Annotated in this window: 17 protein-coding genes and 1 rRNA gene; 12 read left to right on the top strand and 6 right to left on the bottom strand. The window is 50.1% G+C overall.

What is annotated here, in order from left to right; all coding sequences use genetic code 11:
* Window positions 1–16 precede the first annotated feature (16 nt).
* From mnmE to rpmH, 6 genes are all read right to left on the bottom strand, one after another.
* The gene (gene mnmE / locus H1S01_RS12990) at window positions 17–1,429 is read right to left on the bottom strand and encodes a tRNA uridine-5-carboxymethylaminomethyl(34) synthesis GTPase MnmE (RefSeq protein ID WP_188040882.1); all 1,413 of its coding nucleotides are present in this window, start codon (window positions 1,427–1,429) and stop codon (window positions 17–19) included.
* Window positions 1,430–1,507: 78 nt separating this feature from the next.
* Window positions 1,508–2,302, bottom strand: a complete 795-nt coding sequence (gene jag, locus H1S01_RS12985) for an RNA-binding cell elongation regulator Jag/EloR (protein ID WP_188040881.1) — start codon at window positions 2,300–2,302, stop codon at window positions 1,508–1,510.
* The gene (locus H1S01_RS12980; RefSeq protein ID WP_188040880.1) at window positions 2,302–2,985 is read right to left on the bottom strand and encodes a YidC/Oxa1 family membrane protein insertase; all 684 of its coding nucleotides are present in this window, start codon (window positions 2,983–2,985) and stop codon (window positions 2,302–2,304) included. The genes jag and H1S01_RS12980 overlap by 1 nt, the downstream gene beginning before the upstream one ends.
* A 35-nt stretch (window positions 2,986–3,020) precedes the next feature.
* Window positions 3,021–3,233 carry a membrane protein insertion efficiency factor YidD gene (gene yidD / locus H1S01_RS12975; protein WP_155477681.1) on the bottom strand — a complete coding sequence of 71 codons (213 nt, stop codon included), beginning with the start codon at window positions 3,231–3,233 and terminating at the stop codon, window positions 3,021–3,023.
* A gap of 1 nt (window position 3,234) precedes the next feature.
* Window positions 3,235–3,606, bottom strand: coding sequence for a ribonuclease P protein component (gene rnpA, locus H1S01_RS12970; RefSeq protein WP_188040879.1), 372 nt, complete (start codon window positions 3,604–3,606; stop codon window positions 3,235–3,237).
* Between the two features lie 45 nt (window positions 3,607–3,651).
* Window positions 3,652–3,786 (bottom strand): 50S ribosomal protein L34, encoded by a 135-nt coding sequence (gene rpmH / locus H1S01_RS12965; RefSeq protein WP_012282181.1) that lies wholly within the window; start codon window positions 3,784–3,786, stop codon window positions 3,652–3,654.
* A gap of 502 nt (window positions 3,787–4,288) precedes the next feature.
* Here rpmH and dnaA point away from each other — a divergent pair.
* The 12 genes from dnaA to H1S01_RS12905 all read left to right on the top strand — a co-directional run.
* The gene (gene dnaA, locus H1S01_RS12960; RefSeq protein WP_170292100.1) at window positions 4,289–5,623 is read left to right on the top strand and encodes a chromosomal replication initiator protein DnaA; all 1,335 of its coding nucleotides are present in this window, start codon (window positions 4,289–4,291) and stop codon (window positions 5,621–5,623) included.
* Between the two features lie 160 nt (window positions 5,624–5,783).
* Window positions 5,784–6,899, top strand: coding sequence for a DNA polymerase III subunit beta (gene dnaN / locus H1S01_RS12955; protein WP_188040878.1), 1,116 nt, complete (start codon window positions 5,784–5,786; stop codon window positions 6,897–6,899).
* A gap of 290 nt (window positions 6,900–7,189) precedes the next feature.
* On the top strand, window positions 7,190–8,308 hold the full coding sequence (gene recF / locus H1S01_RS12950; RefSeq protein ID WP_188040877.1) for a DNA replication/repair protein RecF: 1,119 nt from the start codon (window positions 7,190–7,192) through the stop codon (window positions 8,306–8,308).
* An 11-nt stretch (window positions 8,309–8,319) separates the two neighbouring features.
* The gene (gene remB, locus H1S01_RS12945; RefSeq protein ID WP_188040876.1) at window positions 8,320–8,598 is read left to right on the top strand and encodes an extracellular matrix regulator RemB; all 279 of its coding nucleotides are present in this window, start codon (window positions 8,320–8,322) and stop codon (window positions 8,596–8,598) included.
* A gap of 113 nt (window positions 8,599–8,711) precedes the next feature.
* Window positions 8,712–10,637, top strand: a complete 1,926-nt coding sequence (gene gyrB, locus H1S01_RS12940; RefSeq protein ID WP_188040875.1) for a DNA topoisomerase (ATP-hydrolyzing) subunit B — start codon at window positions 8,712–8,714, stop codon at window positions 10,635–10,637.
* A 332-nt stretch (window positions 10,638–10,969) separates the two neighbouring features.
* Window positions 10,970–14,296, top strand: coding sequence for a fused isobutyryl-CoA mutase/GTPase IcmF (icmF, locus tag H1S01_RS12935; RefSeq protein ID WP_188040874.1), 3,327 nt, complete (start codon window positions 10,970–10,972; stop codon window positions 14,294–14,296).
* 437 nt (window positions 14,297–14,733) lie between these two features.
* The gene (gene gyrA, locus H1S01_RS12930) at window positions 14,734–17,178 is read left to right on the top strand and encodes a DNA gyrase subunit A (protein WP_188040873.1); all 2,445 of its coding nucleotides are present in this window, start codon (window positions 14,734–14,736) and stop codon (window positions 17,176–17,178) included.
* Window positions 17,179–17,216: 38 nt separating this feature from the next.
* Window positions 17,217–17,804, top strand: coding sequence for a TetR family transcriptional regulator (locus H1S01_RS12925; protein ID WP_188040872.1), 588 nt, complete (start codon window positions 17,217–17,219; stop codon window positions 17,802–17,804).
* 109 nt (window positions 17,805–17,913) lie between these two features.
* Window positions 17,914–19,059 carry an HlyD family secretion protein gene (locus H1S01_RS12920; RefSeq protein ID WP_188040871.1) on the top strand — a complete coding sequence of 382 codons (1,146 nt, stop codon included), beginning with the start codon at window positions 17,914–17,916 and terminating at the stop codon, window positions 19,057–19,059.
* Window positions 19,060–19,073: 14 nt separating this feature from the next.
* Window positions 19,074–19,712: an ATP-binding cassette domain-containing protein gene (locus H1S01_RS12915; protein ID WP_188040870.1), complete on the top strand. Its 639-nt coding sequence runs from the start codon at window positions 19,074–19,076 to the stop codon at window positions 19,710–19,712.
* Entirely contained in the window at window positions 19,703–20,869 is a 1,167-nt protein-coding gene (locus H1S01_RS12910) for an ABC transporter permease (protein ID WP_188040869.1), read from the top strand. The genes H1S01_RS12915 and H1S01_RS12910 overlap by 10 nt, the downstream gene beginning before the upstream one ends.
* Window positions 20,870–21,163: 294 nt before the next feature.
* Window positions 21,164–21,505, top strand: a 16S ribosomal RNA gene (locus H1S01_RS12905); the annotation flags it as partial.

The following is a 21,505-nucleotide window of genomic DNA, read 5'->3' as shown; positions in this document are numbered from 1 at the left end:
TCGTCTTCCAAAACTCTTATTTCCCAATGCAGAAGGAGGAGAATATCTTATCCAATATATCTTCGCCCACAGTCTCGCCGATGATCTCTCCGAGGGCTTCCCAGGCCGCTTTCAGATCAATGGTCAAAAAATCAGGACTTAAGGCCATCTCTAATCCTGACTTTACACTGAGAACATGACTTTGGGCACGTTCCAACGCTTCTCGATGGCGGGCTTGTGTAATCAAATCAAGGCGGCTCTCATTGGGATCCATTCCGGAAAGCACGCTTCCCGCTTCGTTCTTATAAACAAGACGACGAATTTGCGCCGCTAATTCCTCTAATCCCCATCCCTCTTTTGCAGACATGAAGATAACCGGCTTATCTCCGACGACCGATTGAAGTTGCTCTTCGTCAAGACGGCGAACAGTCAAATCGCTTTTATTAACTAACACAACCGATGGCCGATCCTGAAGAGAGCGCAATAGCTCCTCATCGTCATTGGAGAGCCCATCGGACCCGTCCAACACGTATAGTACCAGATCGGCTTTTTCCATATATTCGCGAGTCTTTTCCACACCGATTTTCTCGACAAGATCTTCCGTCTCTCGGATACCCGCCGTATCGACCAATCGTAAAGGAATACCGCCGATTTCAATAAATTCTTCAATTGCATCGCGTGTCGTTCCGGGAATATCGGTCACAATCGCCCGTTGCTCATCAAGCAAGGCATTAAGCAAACTAGACTTACCCACATTTGGTCGACCAGCAATGACTGTTCTCCAACCCTCTTGCAATACACGACCTGTTTGAGACCGATCTAGAAGGCGTTGAATTTCCGTGGAGATGGATTGAACGTCCTTGGAAAGACGTTCTGGTGTTATATCCGGTAAATCCTCTTCAGGAAAATCGATAAGCGCTTCTAAGTGCGCCAGCACGGCCAGGATTTCATTGCGTACCTTGCTGATACGACGGGAAAGTTGACCCTCGAGCTGAGAAACAGCTGCGCCGAGTCCGTCCCGCGTTTTACTTCGAATAATACCAATGATCGCCTCCGCTTGCGCCAGGTCGAGGCGACCTCCTAAAAAAGCACGACGGGCAAACTCACCCGGTTCAGCTAAACGAACACCGGCACGGAGCACCGCATTCAATGTCTCTCGAACGGGGACTGAACCGCCATGACAATGGAACTCGACCACATCTTCCGTTGTAAACGAACGAGGTCCAGCCATCCAGGCACATAACACTTCATCGATCACATGACCGTCATCCGGGTGAATGACGTGACCTAAATGAAGCGTATGAGAAGTCCAACTGTCGACGCTGCTGCCGTAGCGAGGAAGGAAGACTTTCTTGATCACTTCTTTAGCGTCAGGACCGCTTACACGAACAATCCCGATTCCGCCTTCACCAATCGCAGTAGCTACTGCAGCTATGGTATCGCCAACCATGAACATCCCTCTTCCAACAGATAGGAAAAAAAGCGCCTAGGCGCTTTTTTATTATTTCCTCAATTGTAGATACACATACTAAAGGATTTCTTCATCGTTCCCATTGAGGGGAGTCTGTTTCCCGTAAGAGTTGACCCGTGCCCCCGTCGCATAATTATCCTTATGATCACTCCTGTAGGGACGGGTGGACCGGCGGGGATCAAATCGAGATGGTGCCGCTGTCTCCGTCCGGGGACGCTTGGACTCATACTTGGGCCCGATTACCACTTTTCGGAAGGGTTCTTCCCCTTCGGAATAAGTGACGACTTTCGGATTTCCCTGTAGGGCCGTATGGATAATCCGTCGTTCCTGCGGGCTCATCGGTTCCAACACCACCCGTGAACCTGTCCGGATCACTTTTTCGGAAAGTCGTTTAGCCAGTCGCACCAGTGTCTCTTCCCGGCGCTGACGATAATTTTCTACATCGAGAACAATACGGATCCGTTCCGGCCCTTGCCGGTTGACGGCCAAATTGACAAGATACTGCAATGCGTCCAGGGTATCACCGCGGCGACCAATCAGAATGCCTAGGTCGTCCCCTTTGAACCCAATAAACAAGTTCGTATCGCGCCATTCGGGTACAATTTCCGCCTCGACACCCATGGTACGGAATACATCCTTCAAAAAACGGACGGCATCCCGGACTGGATCAGGCTTAACGGTTAAACGCACTCGCGCCGGCCTTGTCCCTATCAACCCCAGAAAACCTTTCGACGGCTCTTCCAGGACGAGAACTTCTACATCCTTTTCTTCGAGCTGTAATTCAGCCAGTCCGGCACGAACAGCCTCTTCCACTGTTTTTGCAGTCTTTTCCAAAGTGATCGGTTCGGTCATTAAGCGGTTCCTTCTCCCTTCCGCACGTTCAGGCTCCGGTTGATGTACAGTTGCTGAAGGATACCGACCGTGTTGAATACCACCCAATAGAGGGACAAGCCGGCGGGAAAGTTATGAGCCATCCAGCCAATCATGACCGGCATGACATACAGCATGATTTTTTGCGTTTGCTCGGCTTGGGCATTACCGGTCGAAGTGGTAGGACTAGATACTTTCATTTGTAAGAAGGTTGTTGCAGCAGCTAGTAAGGGGAGAATATAGGGATCGACAAGAGAGAGATTCGGTACCCATAAAAATTGAGCATGGGCTTCGTTTTGAAATTGAAAATTCCTTAATCCGTTGTAAAAAGCGATCAGGATCGGAAACTGAATGACTAAGGGTAAACAACCGCTTAAGGGGTTTACACCGTGTTCTTTGTACAAAGCCATCATGGCTTCTTGGGCTTTTTGGGGATCCTTTTTATATTTTTCTTGAATTGCTTTTTGTTTCGGCGCCAATTCAGACATAGCTTTCATCGATTTCATCTGCTTTGCGCTCAACGGATAAAGCAGCATTTTGATCACGATGGTGATCAGTACGATAGCCAGTCCGTAACTCGGTACTCCGGCGGTAACCGTAATGGAGTAAAAGAACTCGATCATATCGGTAAATGACTTAACCAACTGGTCCCACAAGACGCGCATTCCTCCTTACTTATGTACCGCTCGATCGGAGACGGTCATACGGGATCATATCCCCCGGGATGAAAGGGGTGACAACGGAGCAAACGCCAAATTGCTTTCCCCAAACCTACTATGACGCCGTATTTTTGCAGCGCCTGAATAGCGTATTCCGAACATGTGGGAACAAACCGACAAGAAGGTCCGCTTAGTGGAGAAATATAACGTTGATAAAACCGGATCGGAGCGATAAACAGATCAACTATCCGCATCTTATCCCCCCGTCCAGAGCTTGGCCCTTTTAAATAATTTGATGACATCTTCTTCGACTAAACGGAAGGGAATTCCTTTTATTTTTGACCGGGCGATTAAAATTATATCACTACCATCCAGTAGTTGGGTTTTGTGTCTGCGACAGATCTCTCGAAAGATACGTTTTATCTTGTTGCGTACAGTCGCTTTACCTACTTTACTCGACACGGAAAACCCAAATCGACGAGACAGTTTCATTTTAGATAAAGAAGGCGAGGGGGATCGATGCTGGAGTCGATACAAGACGACAAACTTTCCGCCGTAGGATTTACCTCGCTGATAGACGGATTGAAAATCTTTGTTTCGACGCAAGCGATAGCGCCGGGCCAGCATTACTCGTCACCCCCCGGAAAACAAAAGAAGGCCCCCGAAGCGGCCTTATGCACTAAGTTTTTTCCTTCCTTTTGCACGGCGCCGTTTCAAAACGTTTCGGCCGTTCGGCGTGCTCATACGGCTCAGGAAACCGTGAACGCGCTTGTGTTTACGATTTTTCGGTTGATAGGTGCGTTTCAATTTTTACACCTCCTTAGCTTTTACCATTCTCGACAAATCTATCCGCAATAGACAACACATGCCCTGGCGGCTCGAGACAAACAATTTACATTATAGTGGAGCATCGATAGAAAAGTCAAGATTGAGCCACGGTGCCAAGAGAGGGGAATTTTTTCAAAGTTATCCCCTTGTGGATAACTCTCACGCACGGTACAATTGTGAATGAATATTATCCACAGGTGGATAACTCGACGAACCACGCGGTTTTCCCGAATTTACTCCACAGCGTGTGGATAAAATGTGCGTTTTTCCGTCTTATATTCACAGCTTCGACAGAATTACAAATTATTTTATCGCCTCTCCTTTTTCATCCCCCATTTTTTTCGTCCACATGGCCGCATAATGTGGATAATCCGAAATTGAAGCCTTTATCCTACTATATATAACGCTAGATAGAAAAACGGTCGGAATGGGGATAATCGATTAATCCCTGTGAATAACGTCCGAACTGGGGGTACCTGTGGTGCAATCACAGCTTGCCGGACTATGGCAACAAACGCTGGAAATTTTACGACAAGAACTGAAGCCGGCCAGTTTTGATACCTGGCTGAAAAACACGCAATTGATCGCTCTTCAAGGCGGGGAAGCACATGTGGGCGTTCCCAATGACTTGGCCCGAGATTGGTTAGAAAACCGCTACGCTACATTGGTTAAGAATGCCCTGTCCCTGGTATTGGGTGATACGGTGGACGTGCGTTTTTTCTCACCGAACCAGGAACCACGCCGCCCCGCCGATTCGCCCCGGCGAGCGGCACCGGTCGAGGATGTAGACCCGCCGGTCCTAAACCCGAAGTACACCTTCGACACCTTTGTCGTCGGTAACTCAAACCGTTTTGCCCATGCCGCCTCTTTGGCCGTCGCCGAATCACCGGCCAAAGCGTATAACCCCCTGTTCATTTATGGCGGCGTCGGTTTGGGGAAAACTCATTTAATGCAGGCCATCGGTCACTTCGTCATCGATCAGCGGCCGAGCACTCGCGTCGTCTATGTCTCTTCCGAGAAGTTTACCAATGAGCTGATTAATTCCATCCGGGATGATAAGACCGTTGAATTTCGCAACCGTTATCGGAACATTGATGTCCTCCTAATCGACGATATTCAGTTTTTGGCTGGAAAAGAACGTACACAAGAGGAATTTTTTCACACTTTTAACGCACTTCACGAGTCAAGTAAACAGATCATCATCTCCTCTGATCGCCCGCCAAAAGAAATCCCCACTCTGGAAGACCGGCTGCGCAGCCGATTCGAGTGGGGCTTGATTACGGACATCAATCCGCCTGATTTAGAGACAAGAATCGCGATTTTACGTAAAAAAGCTATCCTGGAAAACTTAAATGTACCTAACGAAGTCATGGTCTTCATCGCCAATACGATTCAATCGAACATTCGGGAGTTAGAAGGCGCCCTCAACCGGGTGATGGCCTTTGCATCGTTGAGCGGAAAACCGCTCAATGCAGACACAGCGGAAGAAGCGTTGCGCAACATCATCCCGAACCATCGGATTAAAGTGATTACCATCGCCTTGATTCAAGAGGTGGTGGCGGAACACTTTTCGATGAAGGTCGATGATTTTAAAGCGAAAAAGCGTACCCGCGACGTGGCTTTCCCCCGCCAAATCGCCATGTACCTGTCCCGGGAGATGCTCGATGTATCCTTGCCGAAGATCGGTGAAGAATTTGGCGGCCGAGACCATACAACGGTCATTCACGCCCATGAAAAAATCACAAAAGATATTCAAAAAGATCCCCAGTTAGAAATGACTATTCAACTTTTAAAAGAAAAAATCCAAAGAACTTAAAAGTTATCCCCCGAATAGTCCACTTATCCCCAGAGTTATCCACAGCTCCAATTGAAATCTGGCAAGATTTTGGCGGAGTTTTCCACATATCCCGGCTCCCTACGATGACTACTGTTTTTAAAAGAGGGAGAAAAGGCCCAAACCAAGGAGGTTCCACGGCATGGAGTTTTCCTGTTCCCGCGGTGAACTGCTTGAAGCGGTGAACGCCGTTTCCCGTGCAGTTTCGTCCCGCGCCACTATTCCTATCCTCAGCGGAATATACATGGAAGCCCTCGACGATGTCTTGCGTTTAGTTGCTACAGATATGGAACTGGGGATTGAGTACACCATTCCTGTCAAGACCGTACAAACAGGTTCGACAGTCGTCAACGCTCGGATTTTTAACGAAATGGCTCGCCGTTTGCCGGAAGGCCCGATCACCTTCTATATTTCCGGAGAAACGCCGGCCTTAAAGGTTCGCTACCATGGATCCGAGTTGACTTTAAACACCATGAATCCACAGGAGTTCCCCTTACTTCCGGCAATATTGGATGGCGACCACCTGATCTTGACCCAAGGACAATTCAAAGAGATGACACGGCTCGTCTGTTTTGCTGCATCGACCGATGAATCAAGGCCTTGGTTTACAGGGGTTCTTTGGGACATCTCGCCGGAAGAGGTTCGCTGGGTGGCTACCGATACGCACCGGTTGGCGCTTTTGTCCGGCCAAGCTACCGAATCAGTGATCCAGCAGAACCGGCAGGTGATCCTGCATGCCAAAACTTTGTCCGATGTGGCACGGCTGCTGAGCGATGATGAAGCTTCTTTACAGATCACCATCACTCGGTCCCAGGCGCTCTTGGAAACGGATCGCATGCGAGTCATCCTGCGCATTATCGAAGGTCAATACCCGAAATATCAACAGGTTATCCCTAGAGATTACAAAACCCGGATGACTGTTTCCGTCAAAGCCTTAGCCGATTCGGTAGACCGGGCTTCTCTTGCAGCCATCGGCAAAGAAGGTTCCAACATTATCAAGCTCTCCAGCGATAAAAACACCTTGACGATCCGGGCTAACTCGCCGGAAGTGGGCCATATCTACGAAGAAGTCTTTGTCGATGTGGGCGGCGATCCGATTCCCATCGCCTTTAACTACCGTTACCTTCAGGATGCGTTGAAGGTGATCACTACCGACGATGTCTATATGGATTTAACAGCCACCTTGGCTCCCGGTGTACTGCGCCCTGTCGGTGAAGAGCGGTACCTCTATCTCATCGTGCCTGTGCGGACCGTATAAGTTATCCACTGTGGATATCTTTACGAACTAGCTCGCTCCCTGGAACGGGGTAGGACCGTTGTGAATAACTTTTGCTAATACGATTTTCCGAAACAATGCTCCCCAAAGAAAGAACGATCAGCATAAAAAAAACGTTGTGGATATCCATCAGGCCAGCCGGAGGAAAGCTTTTCTTCCGGCTGGCTCCTATTGGAGTATATACAGGCTTGTTGGAAAAAATTACATCACTGTAGTAAAATTGGACTATACTCGATATATTCAATTCAGAATTGATAAAATGGGCGTGGCACATGGAGATCCAACAAATTGAGTTGGTTCATTTTCGTAATTACCAAGAACTGAATAGGTCCTTTCAGCCGGGGTTGAATATCTTTGTCGGCCCAAACGGTCAAGGGAAGACAAACTTGTTGGAGGCCATCGCCCTCTTGAGCGGCAGCGGCTCTCACCGGGATGCTCGCGATCCCGATATGGTGCAGTGGCAGGAGGAGTTTTATCGCATCAAGGCGACTGGCCTCTCTTCTGCTCACCCAGTGACGTTGGAACTCGCCTACGGCGGCGAGCGAAAAAAGCTGGCCCGTATCAACGGCCGCAAGCTTCGCCGGATGGCTGAACTGTCTGACGCGATCAACACGGTCGTCTTTTCACCGGAAGATCTATCCCTGGTCAAGGGGTCGCCGGCTCAGAGAAGACGTTTTCTCGATCGGGAACTCGCCCAGGCATCACCGGCTTATGGGGATGTGCTCTCCCGCTATAGCCGTCTCTTGACGCAGCGCAATGCGATCTTACGGGGAATTCGCGAGGGAAAAGCAAAACCGGCCGAACTAGAACTGTGGGATGAGCAGATCACCCCGCTCGCCGTGGAAGTTCTCGCCCGTCGCCTTGACGGGGTGGCACGGATCGCACCTCATGCCCGCCAGATTTACCGGGGCTTAAGCCGGGATAAGGAAGAACTGGAGCTTACTTATCGTTCTTCTTTTTCGCTGCCGGCCGATCGCGGGAAATGGCCGCAAGCTTATCGGGAAAAGTTGATCGAGCGCCGGGCTGAAGAGATCGCCCGTCATGCTACGTTGACCGGCCCGCATCGGGATGACTTGCAGCTATATTTGCAGGGGCGTGAAGCTCGTTTATACGCCTCCCAAGGGCAGCAGCGATCGATCGCCTTATCGCTCAAGCTGGCTGAGATCGCCTTTATTCAGCAAAGCCGCGGAGAATATCCCCTCGTGTTGCTCGATGACGTCATGAGTGAACTCGATCCGACCCGTCGGGAGCAGTTGCTCGCTGACTTGGACCGTCGACATATTCAGGTCTTTATCACGACGACCCACTTGCAGGCGTTTCCGGCAGAACTGCTGGCCAAAGCCGGCATCTATCAAGTTCAGGCGGGACAGGTTTCTCAAAGGGATAGTTAGGAGGTCCACCTATGTTTTTACATCTCGGCGGGGAAATCATCGTCCCGAAAGAGGATGTTATCGCGATCATCGACCTGGAATCATCGACGCAGGCGGCGACGACGAAGGAGTTTTTATCGACGGTACGGGACGAAGGCTTTGTCAAGCGGATTGCGGAAGAGGGAAAAGAGAAATCCTTTGTCGTCACCACCGATTACATCTACCTCTCACCCATCTCCTCGATGACCCTGATGAAACGAGGCAATAACATCAAAACGATGTTGAAAGCCTGGGAAGAAGCACAGAAATAGCCAGGATTCTGAGAAATTTGTGTAAATCGGTAAAGTATGCTATAATATGCTTTTGGAAGACCGGAAGGGGTTCAGTCCGGTATTTTTGTATTGCCTGATGGGAGGGTTTTCGGGTGGCTGATCAAGAGACCTGGACCGTGAACGGAGAATCGACATACGATGCCAGTCAGATTCAAGTACTTGAAGGCTTAGAGGCGGTTCGTCGCCGGCCGGGGATGTACATCGGATCGACCAGCGCCCGAGGCCTGCATCACTTGGTCTATGAGATTGTAGACAACTCGATTGATGAAGCGCTGGCTGGCTATTGTGACACGATCGAAGTCATTATTCACGAAGATAACAGCATCGAAGTCAGCGATAACGGCCGGGGAATTCCTGTAGATATTCACCCCAAGATGGGAAAACCAGCTGTCGAAGTGGCTTTGACTGTTCTGCACGCAGGCGGAAAATTCGGCGGCGAAGGATATAAGGTGTCCGGGGGTTTACATGGTGTCGGTTTATCCGTCGTGAATGCCCTTTCGGAAATGCTGAAAGTGACGGTCCGCCGTAACGGCAAAGTTCATGAGCAGTACTATGAACGGGGCGTCACCATGACCGATCTGAAGGTCGTTGGCAATGCGGAAAGTACCGGTACAACGATCTATTTCAAACCGGATGCGCTGATCTTCGAAGAGTTGGAATACAGCTATGAAACGCTCTCCCACCGGTTGAGGGAACTGTCCTTTTTGAACCGGGGTGTCAAGATCACCCTAAAAGACTTGCGGACTGGGCAAGAAAGTATCTTTGCCCATGAAGGCGGCATCATCGATTTTGTCAAATTTTTAAACCGCAACAAAGACCTGATCCATCCCCATGTGATTTACTTTCAAAACGAAAAAGAGGGCGTCCATGTTGAAATGGCCCTGCAATACAACGATGGCTATTCGGAAACTCTCTTTTCCTACGCCAACAACATCAATACCCAGGAAGGCGGCACCCATGAGTCGGGCTTTAAGACAGCCCTGACCCGGGTGATCAATGACTATGGACGCCGCATAAACCAAATCAAAGAAAATGACAGCAATCTGAGCGGTGAAGATATTCGTGAAGGCATCACCGCTGTCGTCTCCGTCAAAGTCCGGGAGCCCCAGTTTGAGGGACAGACGAAAACGAAGCTGGGCAATTCGGAAGTGCGCGGGATCACCGATTCCTGTGTCTCCGAAGGACTGAGTACCTACCTGGAGGAGAACCCTTCTGTCGGTAAGAGAGTCATTGAAAAGGCACTTAGCGCTATGCGGGCCCGAGAAGCGGCACGCAAGGCCCGGGAACTGACCCGCCGTAAGAGCGCTTTAGAAAGCACCTCTCTGCCTGGAAAGCTAGCCGACTGTTCCTTCAAAGATCCTTCCATGTGCGAGCTCTATATCGTCGAAGGTGATTCTGCTGGCGGCAGCGCCAAACAAGGCCGCGACCGGCGTTTCCAAGCCATCTTGCCGCTGCGCGGAAAAATTCTCAACGTGGAAAAATCTCGCTTGGATAAGATTTTGTCCAACGAAGAGATCCGGGCTCTCATTACGGCTTTAGGTACGGGTATCGGTGAGGATTTTGACTTAACGAAAGCCCGGTACCATCGTGTTTGCCTGATGACCGATGCTGACGTCGACGGCAGTCACATCCGCACCTTGCTGTTGACGTTCTTCTTCCGCCACATGAAGCCGCTCATCGAACACGGCTATGTTTACATCATGCAACCTCCTTTGTACCAAGTGAAAAAAGGCCGAGATGTGCGCTATTACTATAGCGACAACGAACTAAACCAATATCTCGAGAAAAACGGTCGGGACGGCGTCACCATTCAGCGCTACAAAGGTCTTGGAGAGATGAATCCGGAGCAGTTATGGGATACGACGATGGATCCGGAACATCGAACGATCTTGCAAGTATCCATGGAAGATGCTGCGGAAGCGGAAAGTATCTTCACCACCCTCATGGGTGATCGGGTAGAACCGCGGCGCGAATTCATTCAAAGCCATGCCAAGGATGTCCGGAACCTAGATATTTAATCAATGACCTTTGCCAAGGCCCTCTTTGTCTTTCTGAGACGAGAGGGTCTTTTTGTTTGTAAAGGCAAAGCTGAAATAATTGGGCTCTATAATTCATGAAATTTTCTAAATATTTAATCAAATACGGAAGGATTTCATACCATAAACTAGAAAAGTATATGCACTCAACCGATAAGAGTCTTCAACCTATGACAAGGTACCATTCAGGGATGAAAGTACTAGACCTGTCCCGCTCGGCGCCAGGGCATTCTTGCTCCCTGCTGTTGGCGGACGCAGCGGCCGATGTGATCTGTTTGTGATTCCTAATAATCAGAACAGGAGTGAAAAATAGTATGGACCAATCGGTATACCGTCCCCGCCATCACGTTCGTTTTGTAACCGCTACCAGCCTCTTTGATGGCCATGATGCGACGATCAACATCATGCGCCGCCTCCTGCAATCGAGCGGTGTTGAGGTGATCCATCTCGGTCACAACCGCTCCGTCGAAGAAATCGTTAACGCAGCCATTCAGGAAGATGCACAAGCGATCGCTGTCACCTCTTACCAAGGGGGACATTTAGAGTTCTTCAAGTACATGATCGACCTCTTGAAAGAACGTGGTGCTGATCATATTCGCGTGTTTGGTGGCGGTGGCGGTGTCATCGTTCCCTGGGAGATAGGTGAGCTTGAAGCATACGGTATCTGTAAACTCTTTTCGCCGGAAGATGGGCGGCGCATGGGACTTCAAGGGATGATCAACTACTGTATCGAGCGATCTGATTTCTCCACCATCGCCGAAGGAAACAGGTTAGAGGCAAAAGTGATATCTGAGAATACAGACAATTTAACAATAGCTCGCTGGATCACCAGGGCAGAGCAGAATATCGACGATCAGGACAGCCAAGTTGCCTCTCTTTTTGCAAATTTGCGAGAGAACTGCCGCAAAGCGCCTATCATCGGCATCACCGGCACAGGCGGAGCCGGCAAAAGCTCTATCACCGATGAAATTGTCCGGAGATATCTCGAACAGTATCCAGAAAAACGACTGGCCATCCTTTCGGTCGACCCGACAAAATTAAAAACGGGTGGGGCCTTGCTCGGTGATCGCATCCGGCTAAACAGCATTCACCACCCGAGAGTCTTCATGCGTTCCCTGGCGACGCGCAAATCTCGCAGTGAAATCAGCCGGGCGATTGAAGATGCCATTACGGTGGTCCGAGCGGCTGGCTACGACATGATCATCGTCGAAACATCGGGGATTGGTCAAGGGGACCACGAGATCATCGAGGTGAGCGATATCGCTCTCTACGTGATGACGAGTGAATTCGGCGCCGCTACGCAATTAGAGAAGATTGATATGATCGACTATGCCGATGCCATCGTCATAAACAAGTTTGATCGCCGTGGTGCTGAAGATGCCTTGCGGGTCGTGCGAAAACAATGGCGAAGAAGCCACAACGCCTTTGATAGGTCAGACGATCAGGTCCCTGTTTTCGGCACCATAGCCAGCCAGTTTAACGATCCCGGGACGAATCTTTTCTTTGCGCATTTGATGGACATCGTTGCCAAAAGGGCGGGCCTGCCTTGGTCGGTGGACAGGGAAAAACTCGCGATCGATAAAGAGACCGTTCCCAAAAAATGCGGCCTTATCCCGGCGGATCGGGTCAATTATCTCGCCGAGATCGTCAGCACCGTTCACGAGTATAAAGCTTTTGTCCGAGAACAAACAGCTGTCGCCCGCAAGCTTTATCAGTTGCGAGGAGCCAAGGAAGCCTTACTACAGGGAAATAAAGCCCAAGCAGGTTTATGCCATAGAGAGGGCGATATAAATAGCACCATTGCCTCGGACAGTTTGACTGCGGCGGCTGTCTTAGAGATCGATGGCCAAATCGCCCGTTACGAAGAAAAACTGCACCCATACTGCAAAAAAATCATCGGCCATTGGTCTTGCCTGAAAGAAACCTACCGGAAAGACCGGCTCGTGAACAAAGTCAGGGATGTGGAGATCGTCACCCAACTGTATACGACGACCCTGTCGGGCAGCCGCATTCCTAAAGTGGCCTTGCCGAATTACGAAGACTGGGGAGAAATCCTGCGCTGGGCTTTAACGGAAAACGTCCCCGGTGAATTCCCCTATACCTCCGGTGTCTTTCCCTTCAAGCGGGAAGGGGAAGATCCCAAACGGCAGTTTGCCGGTGAGGGTTCACCGGAACGCACGAACCGGCGCTTTCATTACCTTAGCAAAGATGATGCAGCTAAACGGCTGAGCACCGCCTTTGACAGTGTCACTCTCTATGGGGAAGATCCACACATTCGCCCCGATATTTATGGAAAAATCGGCAACAGCGGTGTCAACGTCTGCACCATCGAAGATATGAACAAGCTTTATGCCGGATTTGATCTTCTGGCACCGAGTACTTCCGTCTCGATGACCATCAACGGTCCGGCTCCCATCTTGCTGGCCATGTATCTGAACACAGCCATTGACCAGCAAATCGATGCGTTTACTGAGGCCCAAGGAAGAGGACCGAGCGAGGAAGAGCGACGTCGCATGCAGGCGGAGACGCTTCAAAAAGTTCGCGGAACCGTACAGGCAGATATTCTGAAAGAGGATCAAGGACAGAACACCTGTATCTTCTCGACGGAATTTGCCTTGAAGATGATGGGCGATATTCAAGAGTATTTCATCCAACATCGTGTCCGTAACTATTATTCGGTCAGTATCTCTGGCTACCACATCGCCGAAGCGGGAGCCAATCCCATCACCCAACTGGCCTTCACCTTAGCCAACGGTTTCACCTATGTCGAATCGTACCTCAGCCGGGGCATGCTCATCGACGACTTTGCGCCCAACTTATCCTTCTTCTTCAGCAATGGTCTCGACCCAGAATATACGGTTATGGGCAGAGTGGCTCGCCGCATCTGGTCTGTCGTCATGAAAAACAAATATCACGGCAACGAACGCAGCCAGAAGCTGAAGTATCACATTCAAACGTCTGGACGGTCCCTCCATGCCCAGGAGATGGACTTCAATGACATTCGCACGACCTTACAAGCCTTGATGGCCATTTACGACAACTGCAACTCGTTACATACCAACGCCTATGACGAAGCAATCACGACGCCGACTGAGAACTCCGTTCGCCGGGCCATGGCGATCCAACTCATCATCAACCGGGAATTCGGTTTGGCCAAAAATGAAAATCCGCTGCAAGGTGCTTTCATCATTGAAGAGTTGACCGACTTGGTCGAAGAAGCGGTGCTGGCAGAGTTTCTCCGTCTCAGCGAGCGGGGCGGCGTTTTAGGTGCCATGGAAACGCAGTATCAACGCAACAAGATTCAGGAGGAATCAATGCTCTATGAGATGAAAAAACATTCCGGCGAGCTGCCCATCATCGGCGTCAACAGTTTCCTCAATCCCAATGCCAGTGTAGAGGAATATGAAATCGAACTGAGCCGGGCGACGGAAGAAGAAAAGCAGCAGCAGATTGAACAATTGCGCCAGTTTCATGAAAAACACCTAGACGTTGCCCCAGCGGCACTGGAAAAACTGAAACAGGTCGCCCGGCACGGTGGCAACATCTTCAGCGAATTGATGGAAACGGTCAAAGTGGCCAGCCTGGGTCAGATTACAGCTGCTCTTTACGAAGTAGGCGGCAAATATCGCAGGAACATGTAAATGGAACTCAGCCCCTTATAGGCTGAATTTTTGGGCCCAAATAAACTTTTATAACAAAAGTGAAGGACCGTCTTTGGAGTCAAACACCAAGACGGTCTTTTTATGCCTATTTTTTTATGTAATTCTTCAACCAGATTCATGTGATTACTGTTGTCATCCTTGAACTATCTGTTAGGTGGGTGCAAATTTTTACATTCGTGCCATTGGCGATCTTGATGTTCTATGGGGCGAATATTCCCGAAACTGTTTTTCCGCAGCGAGCGAACTTATTCAAATCGACGGGGTATTTACCCTTCTAGAGGGAAAATTAATGGGTTTGGCAGGACTTCATCCAAGCGCATAACTTTAACTATGAACAAAGATTGGTTATAATAGTAAAGATGAGCACCTTAATGGTAAGGTGGGTCTAGTGGAAATACTTTGAGGTGAATAAACCCATGGCCGATATTATTGGTAAAGTTGTTCCGATAAAACTCGAAGACGAAATGAAGAAGTCCTTCCTCGATTATTCGATGAGCGTCATCGTATCCCGGGCGCTCCCGGACGTGCGGGACGGACTCAAACCGGTTCACCGGCGCATCATCTACACGCTGCATGAAACGGGACGGACACCGGACAAGCCCTATAGTAAATCTGCCGGTCTTGTCGGTGACGTTATGGGTCGTTATCACCCTCACGGCGATTCGGCGATTTATGACGCCACGGTCCGCATGGCCCAAGATTTTTCCACCCGCTATCTCCTGGTCGATGGTCACGGCAACTTTGGTTCCATCGATGGCGACCCGGCTGCGGCCATGCGGTATACAGAGCTGCGCATGTCCAGGCTCACCAGCTACCTCTTGGCCGACATCGAGAAAAACACCGTCGATTTTAAACCTAACTACGACGAAAAACGGGAAGAGCCTATCGTTCTCCCGTCAAGAGTCCCCAACCTGCTCCTCAATGGATCATCTGGGATCGCCGTCGGGATGGCGACGAACATCCCGCCCCATAACCTTTCCGAAGTCGTCGATGCCGTCTTCATGATGATCGACAATCCGAATGTGACGACAGAAGACCTGATGAAATCGATCAAAGGACCTGACTTCCCGACTGGTGGACTCATCATGGGACGAGAAGGGATCCGTCAAGCCTATCTGACCGGCCGGGGTTCCGTGATTATGCGTGCCAAGGCCCGTATTGAGAAAATGAACGGCGGCAAGATGCGCATCTTGGTCCATGAGATCCCCTATCAGGTAAACAAGGCGAAACTGTTGGAGCGCATCGCCGAGCTGGTGCGGGACAAACGGGTCGACGGCATTACGGACCTGCGGGATGAATCAGACCGCAAAGGTATGCAGATCGTCATTGAACTGCGGCGTGATGTAAACCCACAAGTCGTGCTTAACCAGTTGTACAAGCACACGCAGATGCAGGATACTTTTGGTGTGAACATGCTGGCCTTAGTGGATAACGTGCCCAAGGTGTTGAACCTGCGGGACATCATCTACTATTACCTGGAACACCAGAAAGATGTCATCGTCCGGCGAACCCGTTATGACTTGGAAAAAGCCGAAGCTCGTGCCCATATCCTCGAAGGTTTGCGCATCGCTATCGATAACATCGACCGCATCATCGAGATCATCCGTACCTCTGAAACGGAAGATGTGGCTCGCACCCAGATGATGGGCGAGTTTGGATTTAGCGAAAAACAAGCTCAGGCTATCCTGGATATGCGCTTAAAACGCCTGGTCGGATTGGAGCGGGAAAAGATTGAAGAAGAGTATCAGTCGCTCCTTAACAGCATCGCGTACTTCCGTGCCGTACTGAATTCCGAAAAAATGGTTCTGGACATCATCAAAAAAGAGATCGGCGAAATTAAAGCGAAATTTGCCGATGTCCGCCGCACCGAAATTACCGCGGGTGCCGGTGACTTCGATATCGAAGATCTTATCGCTGAAGAAGACGCGGTCGTCACCATCACCCATAACGGCTATATCAAGCGCCTGCATGTCAATACATACAAGGCCCAGCGCCGGGGTGGCAAAGGGGTCACCGCCATGGGGACCAAGGAAGACGACTTTGTGGAACTCTTATTTATCACGACAACACATCACTATCTCTTGTTCTTCACCGACAAGGGGAAAGTGTATCGCTTGAAAACCCACGAAATTCCGGAGGCGTCCCGGACTGCTAAAGGGACGGCCATCGTCAACCTCCTGAATATCACCGGCGACGACAAAGTGAATGCCGTCATTCCGGTCAAAGAGTTTAGCAAAGATCAGTACCTGTTAACGGCGACCCGGAACGGGATCGTCAAAAAGACCGTATTGCAGCAGTACGATTCGTCCCGGAAAGAGGGGCTCATCGCGCTGACGCTGGACGACGGTGACGAACTGATCGGCGTAAAACTCACGGACGGCGAGAGCGATATCCTCTTGGCGACTCGTAACGGCATGGCCGTTCGCTTCCCTGAAGGGGATGTGCGGGAGATGGGCCGGACGACCCGTGGCGTCAAAGGGATAGAATTGTCCAAAGACGATTTTGTCGTCGCCATGGAAACCTTCAAAGACGACGATAAGATCGATCTGCTCATGATCACCGAAAGCGGCATGGGCAAACGGACCGCCGTCGAAGAATATCGCAGCCAGCACCGGGGCGGCAAAGGAATTATCTCCATGCGCTTGACCCAAAAAACTGGTCTCATGGCTGGCATCAAAGTGGTTCGTCCTGGCGACGAGCTCATGGTCATCTCGGCGGAAGGCGTGATCATTCGCCTCAACGTGGACGAGATCAGCCGCTTCAGCCGGGTGACTCAAGGTGTCAGCATCATGAAAATCAACCCCAACGATAAAGTCGTCGCCGTGGCCCGCGTGGCTATGCGCGAGGAAGATGACGAATAAGATAAGACAGCCGAGTTATCGAAAAAGGGGTTAGGGACGTGCGTAAAGCCAAACAGATTTTTCAAGGCGCCGTCGATGTTTTTGCCGAAAAGGGATTTGATCGAGCGACGATGGATGAAGTGGCCGAACGTTCCGGTGTGGCCAAAGGTACTCTTTACTATCATTTCGGCGGTAAAGAAGACCTCATCCGGTTTCTCATGGAGGAAGGCGTCGGTCAACTGACTGAGCACGTAGAGCAGGCGAGAAACCAAAGTGCCGATCCTGTGGAACAACTGCGCCGAGCTATTGAAGCCCAGATCGTTTTTTTCGATCAGAACCGGGAATTCTGCCAACTTTTATTAAAGGGCGTCTGGTCTACATCAGACCGTCAGATTCAGTTCCGGGAAATCATGCAGAAATACTTCAATCAGCTCCAGGAAATCATCGACGCCGGCATCGCTCATAAGCAACTGCGAGCGATGCCGGCCGAATGGGCCGCCGTATCCCTCTTTGGTATGGTCTCCATCGTCTCCCTGCGGGTTATCCTCCAGGGGAGACCGATCGACCGGAAAGAACTGACCGAATTCTTATTTCAACAATATCTGTATGGTGCGTCTCTTCCCGAAGAAAAGCAGGGAACGTGTTAATCGAACGCGTTCCCTGCTTTTTTTGTTGGTTGACGAAAAAAATTGCTAGAACTATAATCAAAATAAGGAAATAGACTGACCGGTCAGTACATAAAAGGGGTGCAATCACATGGACAAAAAGCGGACGGCCGTCATTGCCATCGGAGTGATTTTGCTGACGGCGATCGGGTTCATCGCTTTTCCCTGGATGTCTCGATCCGGTAACGGCAAAGAACCGATCACAGGGTACGTGGAAGGAACGGAAGTGACGGTCGGTTCAAAAATCGCTGGACGAGTACAGGAAGTCCTCGTCAAAGAAGGTGACCTTGTCGAAGCAGGTCAGGTAATCGCCCGGTTGGAAAGCCGCGAGCTGATGGAACAACTGAACCAAGCGAAAGCGACCCTTGCCCAGGCCGAAGTGGGACGTACACTGACGGTTGATACGGTAGAAGGGTCGATCTCGCAAGCGCAGGCAGTTCTCAATGCGGCTCGAGCCAATTTAGAAGCTCTGCAAAATGGCGCTCGTCCCCAGGAGATTGAACAGTTACGGGCAGCCGTAACGCAGGCGCAAGTAGCCTATGACAACGCAAAGCTGAATTACGATCGGTCGCAAGCCCTGTTTGACAGTGGTGCGGCGCCGGCAAAGACTCGTGATGACGCCAAATCGGCCATGGACGCCGCCCAGGCGACATTGAAAATGGCTCAAGAAAAACTGTCTTTGACCGAGGAGGGCACAAGACCGGAACAGATAGACGGTGCCAAAGCCCAAGTTGACCAAGCGGCAGCCACCGTCCAACTGGCTATTGCCAATAAATCACAAGTGCCATTAAAAGAAGCTGCTATCGACCAAGCGAAAGCTGTCGTGGAGGCTGCCCAAGCTATGGTAGACAATACCGTCATCAAGGCACCTCAAAAGGGATATGTAACGGCAAAAATGGTACAGACCGGGGAAATGATCTCGGCGGGATTGCCGATTGCGACGATCGTCGATACCGATACGGTTTGGGTAAAAGCCAATGTTCCAGAAAACCAGGTGGCTAAGTTAACGATCGGACAGGACGTTTCCGTCCGCATCGAAGGAATCGAACAAAATTTGATCGGCAAGCTCACTTGGATCAGCGCCAGTGCCGATTTTGCGACAAAAAAAGCGAGTCAGGATTCAGGAGACTTTGATCGTAAAACCTTCGGCATCAAGATCGAGTTTGCCAATACCAACGGTCTGATGAAAAACGGCATGTCCGCGCGAATCTATATTGACAACCCCCCTCCGCAGTAAGGAGGGCAGCAGCTATGAATAAAACGGTTCTAGAATTCAAAAAGGTCACTATCGGTCTCCCAAACAGACCTGTACTAAGGGATATCTCCTTAGAGATCAAAGCTGGAAGCTTAACAGGAATATACTTACCGGATGGCGATGCCCGTTGGATGTTTTTTCAAGTGGCTGCCGGATTGATGCAGCCATTATCCGGTGAAGTACTGAGTTTTGTTCAGACTATCGGTCTTGTACCGGAACGTTTTTTTCTTTATCCCGATTTAACGGTGGAAGAAAACATTCAGTTTGTCGCTGAGCTCTATACCGTACCGGAGGCATTGCGGGCAGAACGGATCGATCGGTCGATAGAAGCTTGCTATCTCAGCGAATACCGAAAACAACGAGCGGGCCGATTAAGCTTTACGGAAAAGATGTTTTTGCAACTGGCGGCGTCTCTTGTGACCGAATCTGAACTGATATTGCTGGATGAAGCGACCCGGGAAATGGCTTCAAGAGACAAGGAGCAATTCTGGAAGGTTATCGAAGGAGAACATGCAGCAGAGGGTACTTTCCTAAAGGGAATTATTTTTCTCAGCCATAACAAGGAAGAAATATACCGTTGCACCACGCAGATCGATTTAGGGAAGCGGTTCAAGGAGGTGTCACCATGCAGCTGATTTTGCTGATGGCCACCAAGGAATTCATCCATATCCTGCGGGACAAACGGACCATCTTCTTACTTTTCCTAGCACCGCTGGTGACATTCGTCCTCTTTGCCTATATGTATACAGGTCAGCGGGTGACCGACATGACCCTAGTCATTGTGGACCAAGATCATAGTTCCTTGAGTCGCGAACTGATCAATGAATTTGGCCAATCGGAATTGTTCTCCTATCAAGGGTTGGTCGATTCCTATGAAGAAGCAGAAAAACGGCTTCAAGAAGGAAAAACAGACGTGGCCGTCATCATTCCGGAACACTTTAACCGAGATGTGAAAGATGGACGGCCCACGACGGTGATGACACTCGTCGACGGAACAAATATGCTGATCTCTAACGGCGCGACCAAGGGAGCTACCCAGGTGCTCCAAACCTTATCAGCCGGGGTAAGTCTGCGGTTGATGGAAGCCAACGGCATCGTACCAGTGAAAGCCATGTCTATCCTACAGCCGATCAACTCGACGATTCGGATTGGCTATAACCCCACTTATAACTATCGCATCTTTCTGCTCTTTGGCCTTGTATCGACGGTACTGCAGCAAGTGTTGTTGACGACCATGGCCGGTTCCTTTTGCCGGGAAAAAGATAAGGGAACGAACATGATTTTGGTCGCATCAGGAATTTCTGCGAACAGGGTAGTCTTGGGAAAAATCATCCCCTATTTCACGATCAGCCTGCTAAATATATTCTTCCTGATCTTATTGGCCAACGTGACGACCGGAATTGGAGTACGTGGAAGCGGATTAGAGCTTTTTTGTGTTGCTCTCGGATTTGTGTTGGCGTTGGTCGGCATGGCATCTCTCATCTCGGTGTTAGTTCCTGATGAGCTTCGGGCGAACCAAATATTGCTACTGATTGCTGCACCATCTTTTCTAATCTCCGGATTTACGTGGCCGCTGAGCAAAATGCCGGCCTTGATTGTCGGCCTGTCTAATTGCCTACCATTAACTCAATTTTTAAGTGCCTTCCGAATCGTTGGTATAAAAGGTGCTTCTTTAACGGCAGTGCCTAAAGAAATGGCAGCACTCTACGGCATCGGTCTCATCGGTATCATGTTGAGCATTGGAGTATGGAAGAGGCAACGGGAGAAAGGGAAATTGCTAAAATTAAATTGAACCAGAGGAAAAGTCGAAAAAACTATTGACCTTTTCAGAAACTAGTGCTAGTATAAGTTTCGCGCCAAAGAGAAATACTGCCAGTGAAAATGGTAGAAAAAAGCTCTTGCCAAAGCGATTAAGTGGTGCTATACTTTATCACTGTCGCCGGTTGTTACGGCGCGAAACTTTGGTCCTTGAAAATCAAACAGTTGTTAAAGCAAAAGCGTGCGAAACCAAAGTTAATTTGGCCCGTGCAAACGGGACGGACAATGATTTCATTAATGAGAGCTTGACTCAAGCTTATCTACATTTTTTGTGGAGAGTTTGATCCTGGCTCAGGACGAACGCTGGCGGCATGCCTAACACATGCAAGTCGAACGGAGCACGGATACTTCGGTGGAAGTGCTTAGTGGCGGACGGGTGAGTAACGCGTGGATAACCTGCCTGAGAGTGGGGGATAACAGCCCGAAAGGGCTGCTAATACCGCATAACGTTGTTTGGGGACATCCCCGGACAACCAAAGGAGCAATCCGCTCTTGGATGGGTCCGCGTCCGATTAGCTCGTTGGTGAGGTAATAGCTCACCAAGGCGACGATCGGTAGCCGGCCTGAGAGGGTGAACGGCCACACTGGGACTGAGACACGGCCCAGACTC

This window comes from Heliobacterium chlorum (assembly GCF_014502795.1).
Taxonomy (GTDB): Bacteria; Bacillota; Desulfitobacteriia; order Heliobacteriales; family Heliobacteriaceae; genus Heliobacterium; species Heliobacterium chlorum.
The sequence above is the reverse complement of the archived record's forward strand: the minus strand, read 5'-3'. Positions and strand labels throughout refer to the sequence as shown.

Excerpts from the sequence above, each read along its gene's own strand:
- gyrA (WP_188040873.1), top strand. The coding sequence starts at position 14,734 with ATGGCCGATATTATTGGTAAAGTTGTTCCGATAAAACTCGAAGACGAA.
- remB (WP_188040876.1), top strand. The coding sequence starts at position 8,320 with ATGTTTTTACATCTCGGCGGGGAAATCATCGTCCCGAAAGAGGATGTT.
- H1S01_RS12920 (WP_188040871.1), top strand. The coding sequence starts at position 17,914 with ATGGACAAAAAGCGGACGGCCGTCATTGCCATCGGAGTGATTTTGCTG.
- icmF (WP_188040874.1), top strand. The coding sequence starts at position 10,970 with ATGGACCAATCGGTATACCGTCCCCGCCATCACGTTCGTTTTGTAACC.
- H1S01_RS12910 (WP_188040869.1), top strand. The coding sequence starts at position 19,703 with ATGCAGCTGATTTTGCTGATGGCCACCAAGGAATTCATCCATATCCTG.
- dnaN (WP_188040878.1), top strand. The coding sequence starts at position 5,784 with ATGGAGTTTTCCTGTTCCCGCGGTGAACTGCTTGAAGCGGTGAACGCC.
- recF (WP_188040877.1), top strand. The coding sequence starts at position 7,190 with ATGGAGATCCAACAAATTGAGTTGGTTCATTTTCGTAATTACCAAGAA.
- rnpA (WP_188040879.1), bottom strand. The coding sequence starts at position 3,606 with ATGCTGGCCCGGCGCTATCGCTTGCGTCGAAACAAAGATTTTCAATCC.
- mnmE (WP_188040882.1), bottom strand. The coding sequence starts at position 1,429 with ATGGTTGGCGATACCATAGCTGCAGTAGCTACTGCGATTGGTGAAGGC.
- H1S01_RS12915 (WP_188040870.1), top strand. The coding sequence starts at position 19,074 with ATGAATAAAACGGTTCTAGAATTCAAAAAGGTCACTATCGGTCTCCCA.
- yidD (WP_155477681.1), bottom strand. The coding sequence starts at position 3,233 with ATGCGGATAGTTGATCTGTTTATCGCTCCGATCCGGTTTTATCAACGT.
- H1S01_RS12980 (WP_188040880.1), bottom strand. The coding sequence starts at position 2,985 with ATGCGCGTCTTGTGGGACCAGTTGGTTAAGTCATTTACCGATATGATC.
- jag (WP_188040881.1), bottom strand. The coding sequence starts at position 2,302 with ATGACCGAACCGATCACTTTGGAAAAGACTGCAAAAACAGTGGAAGAG.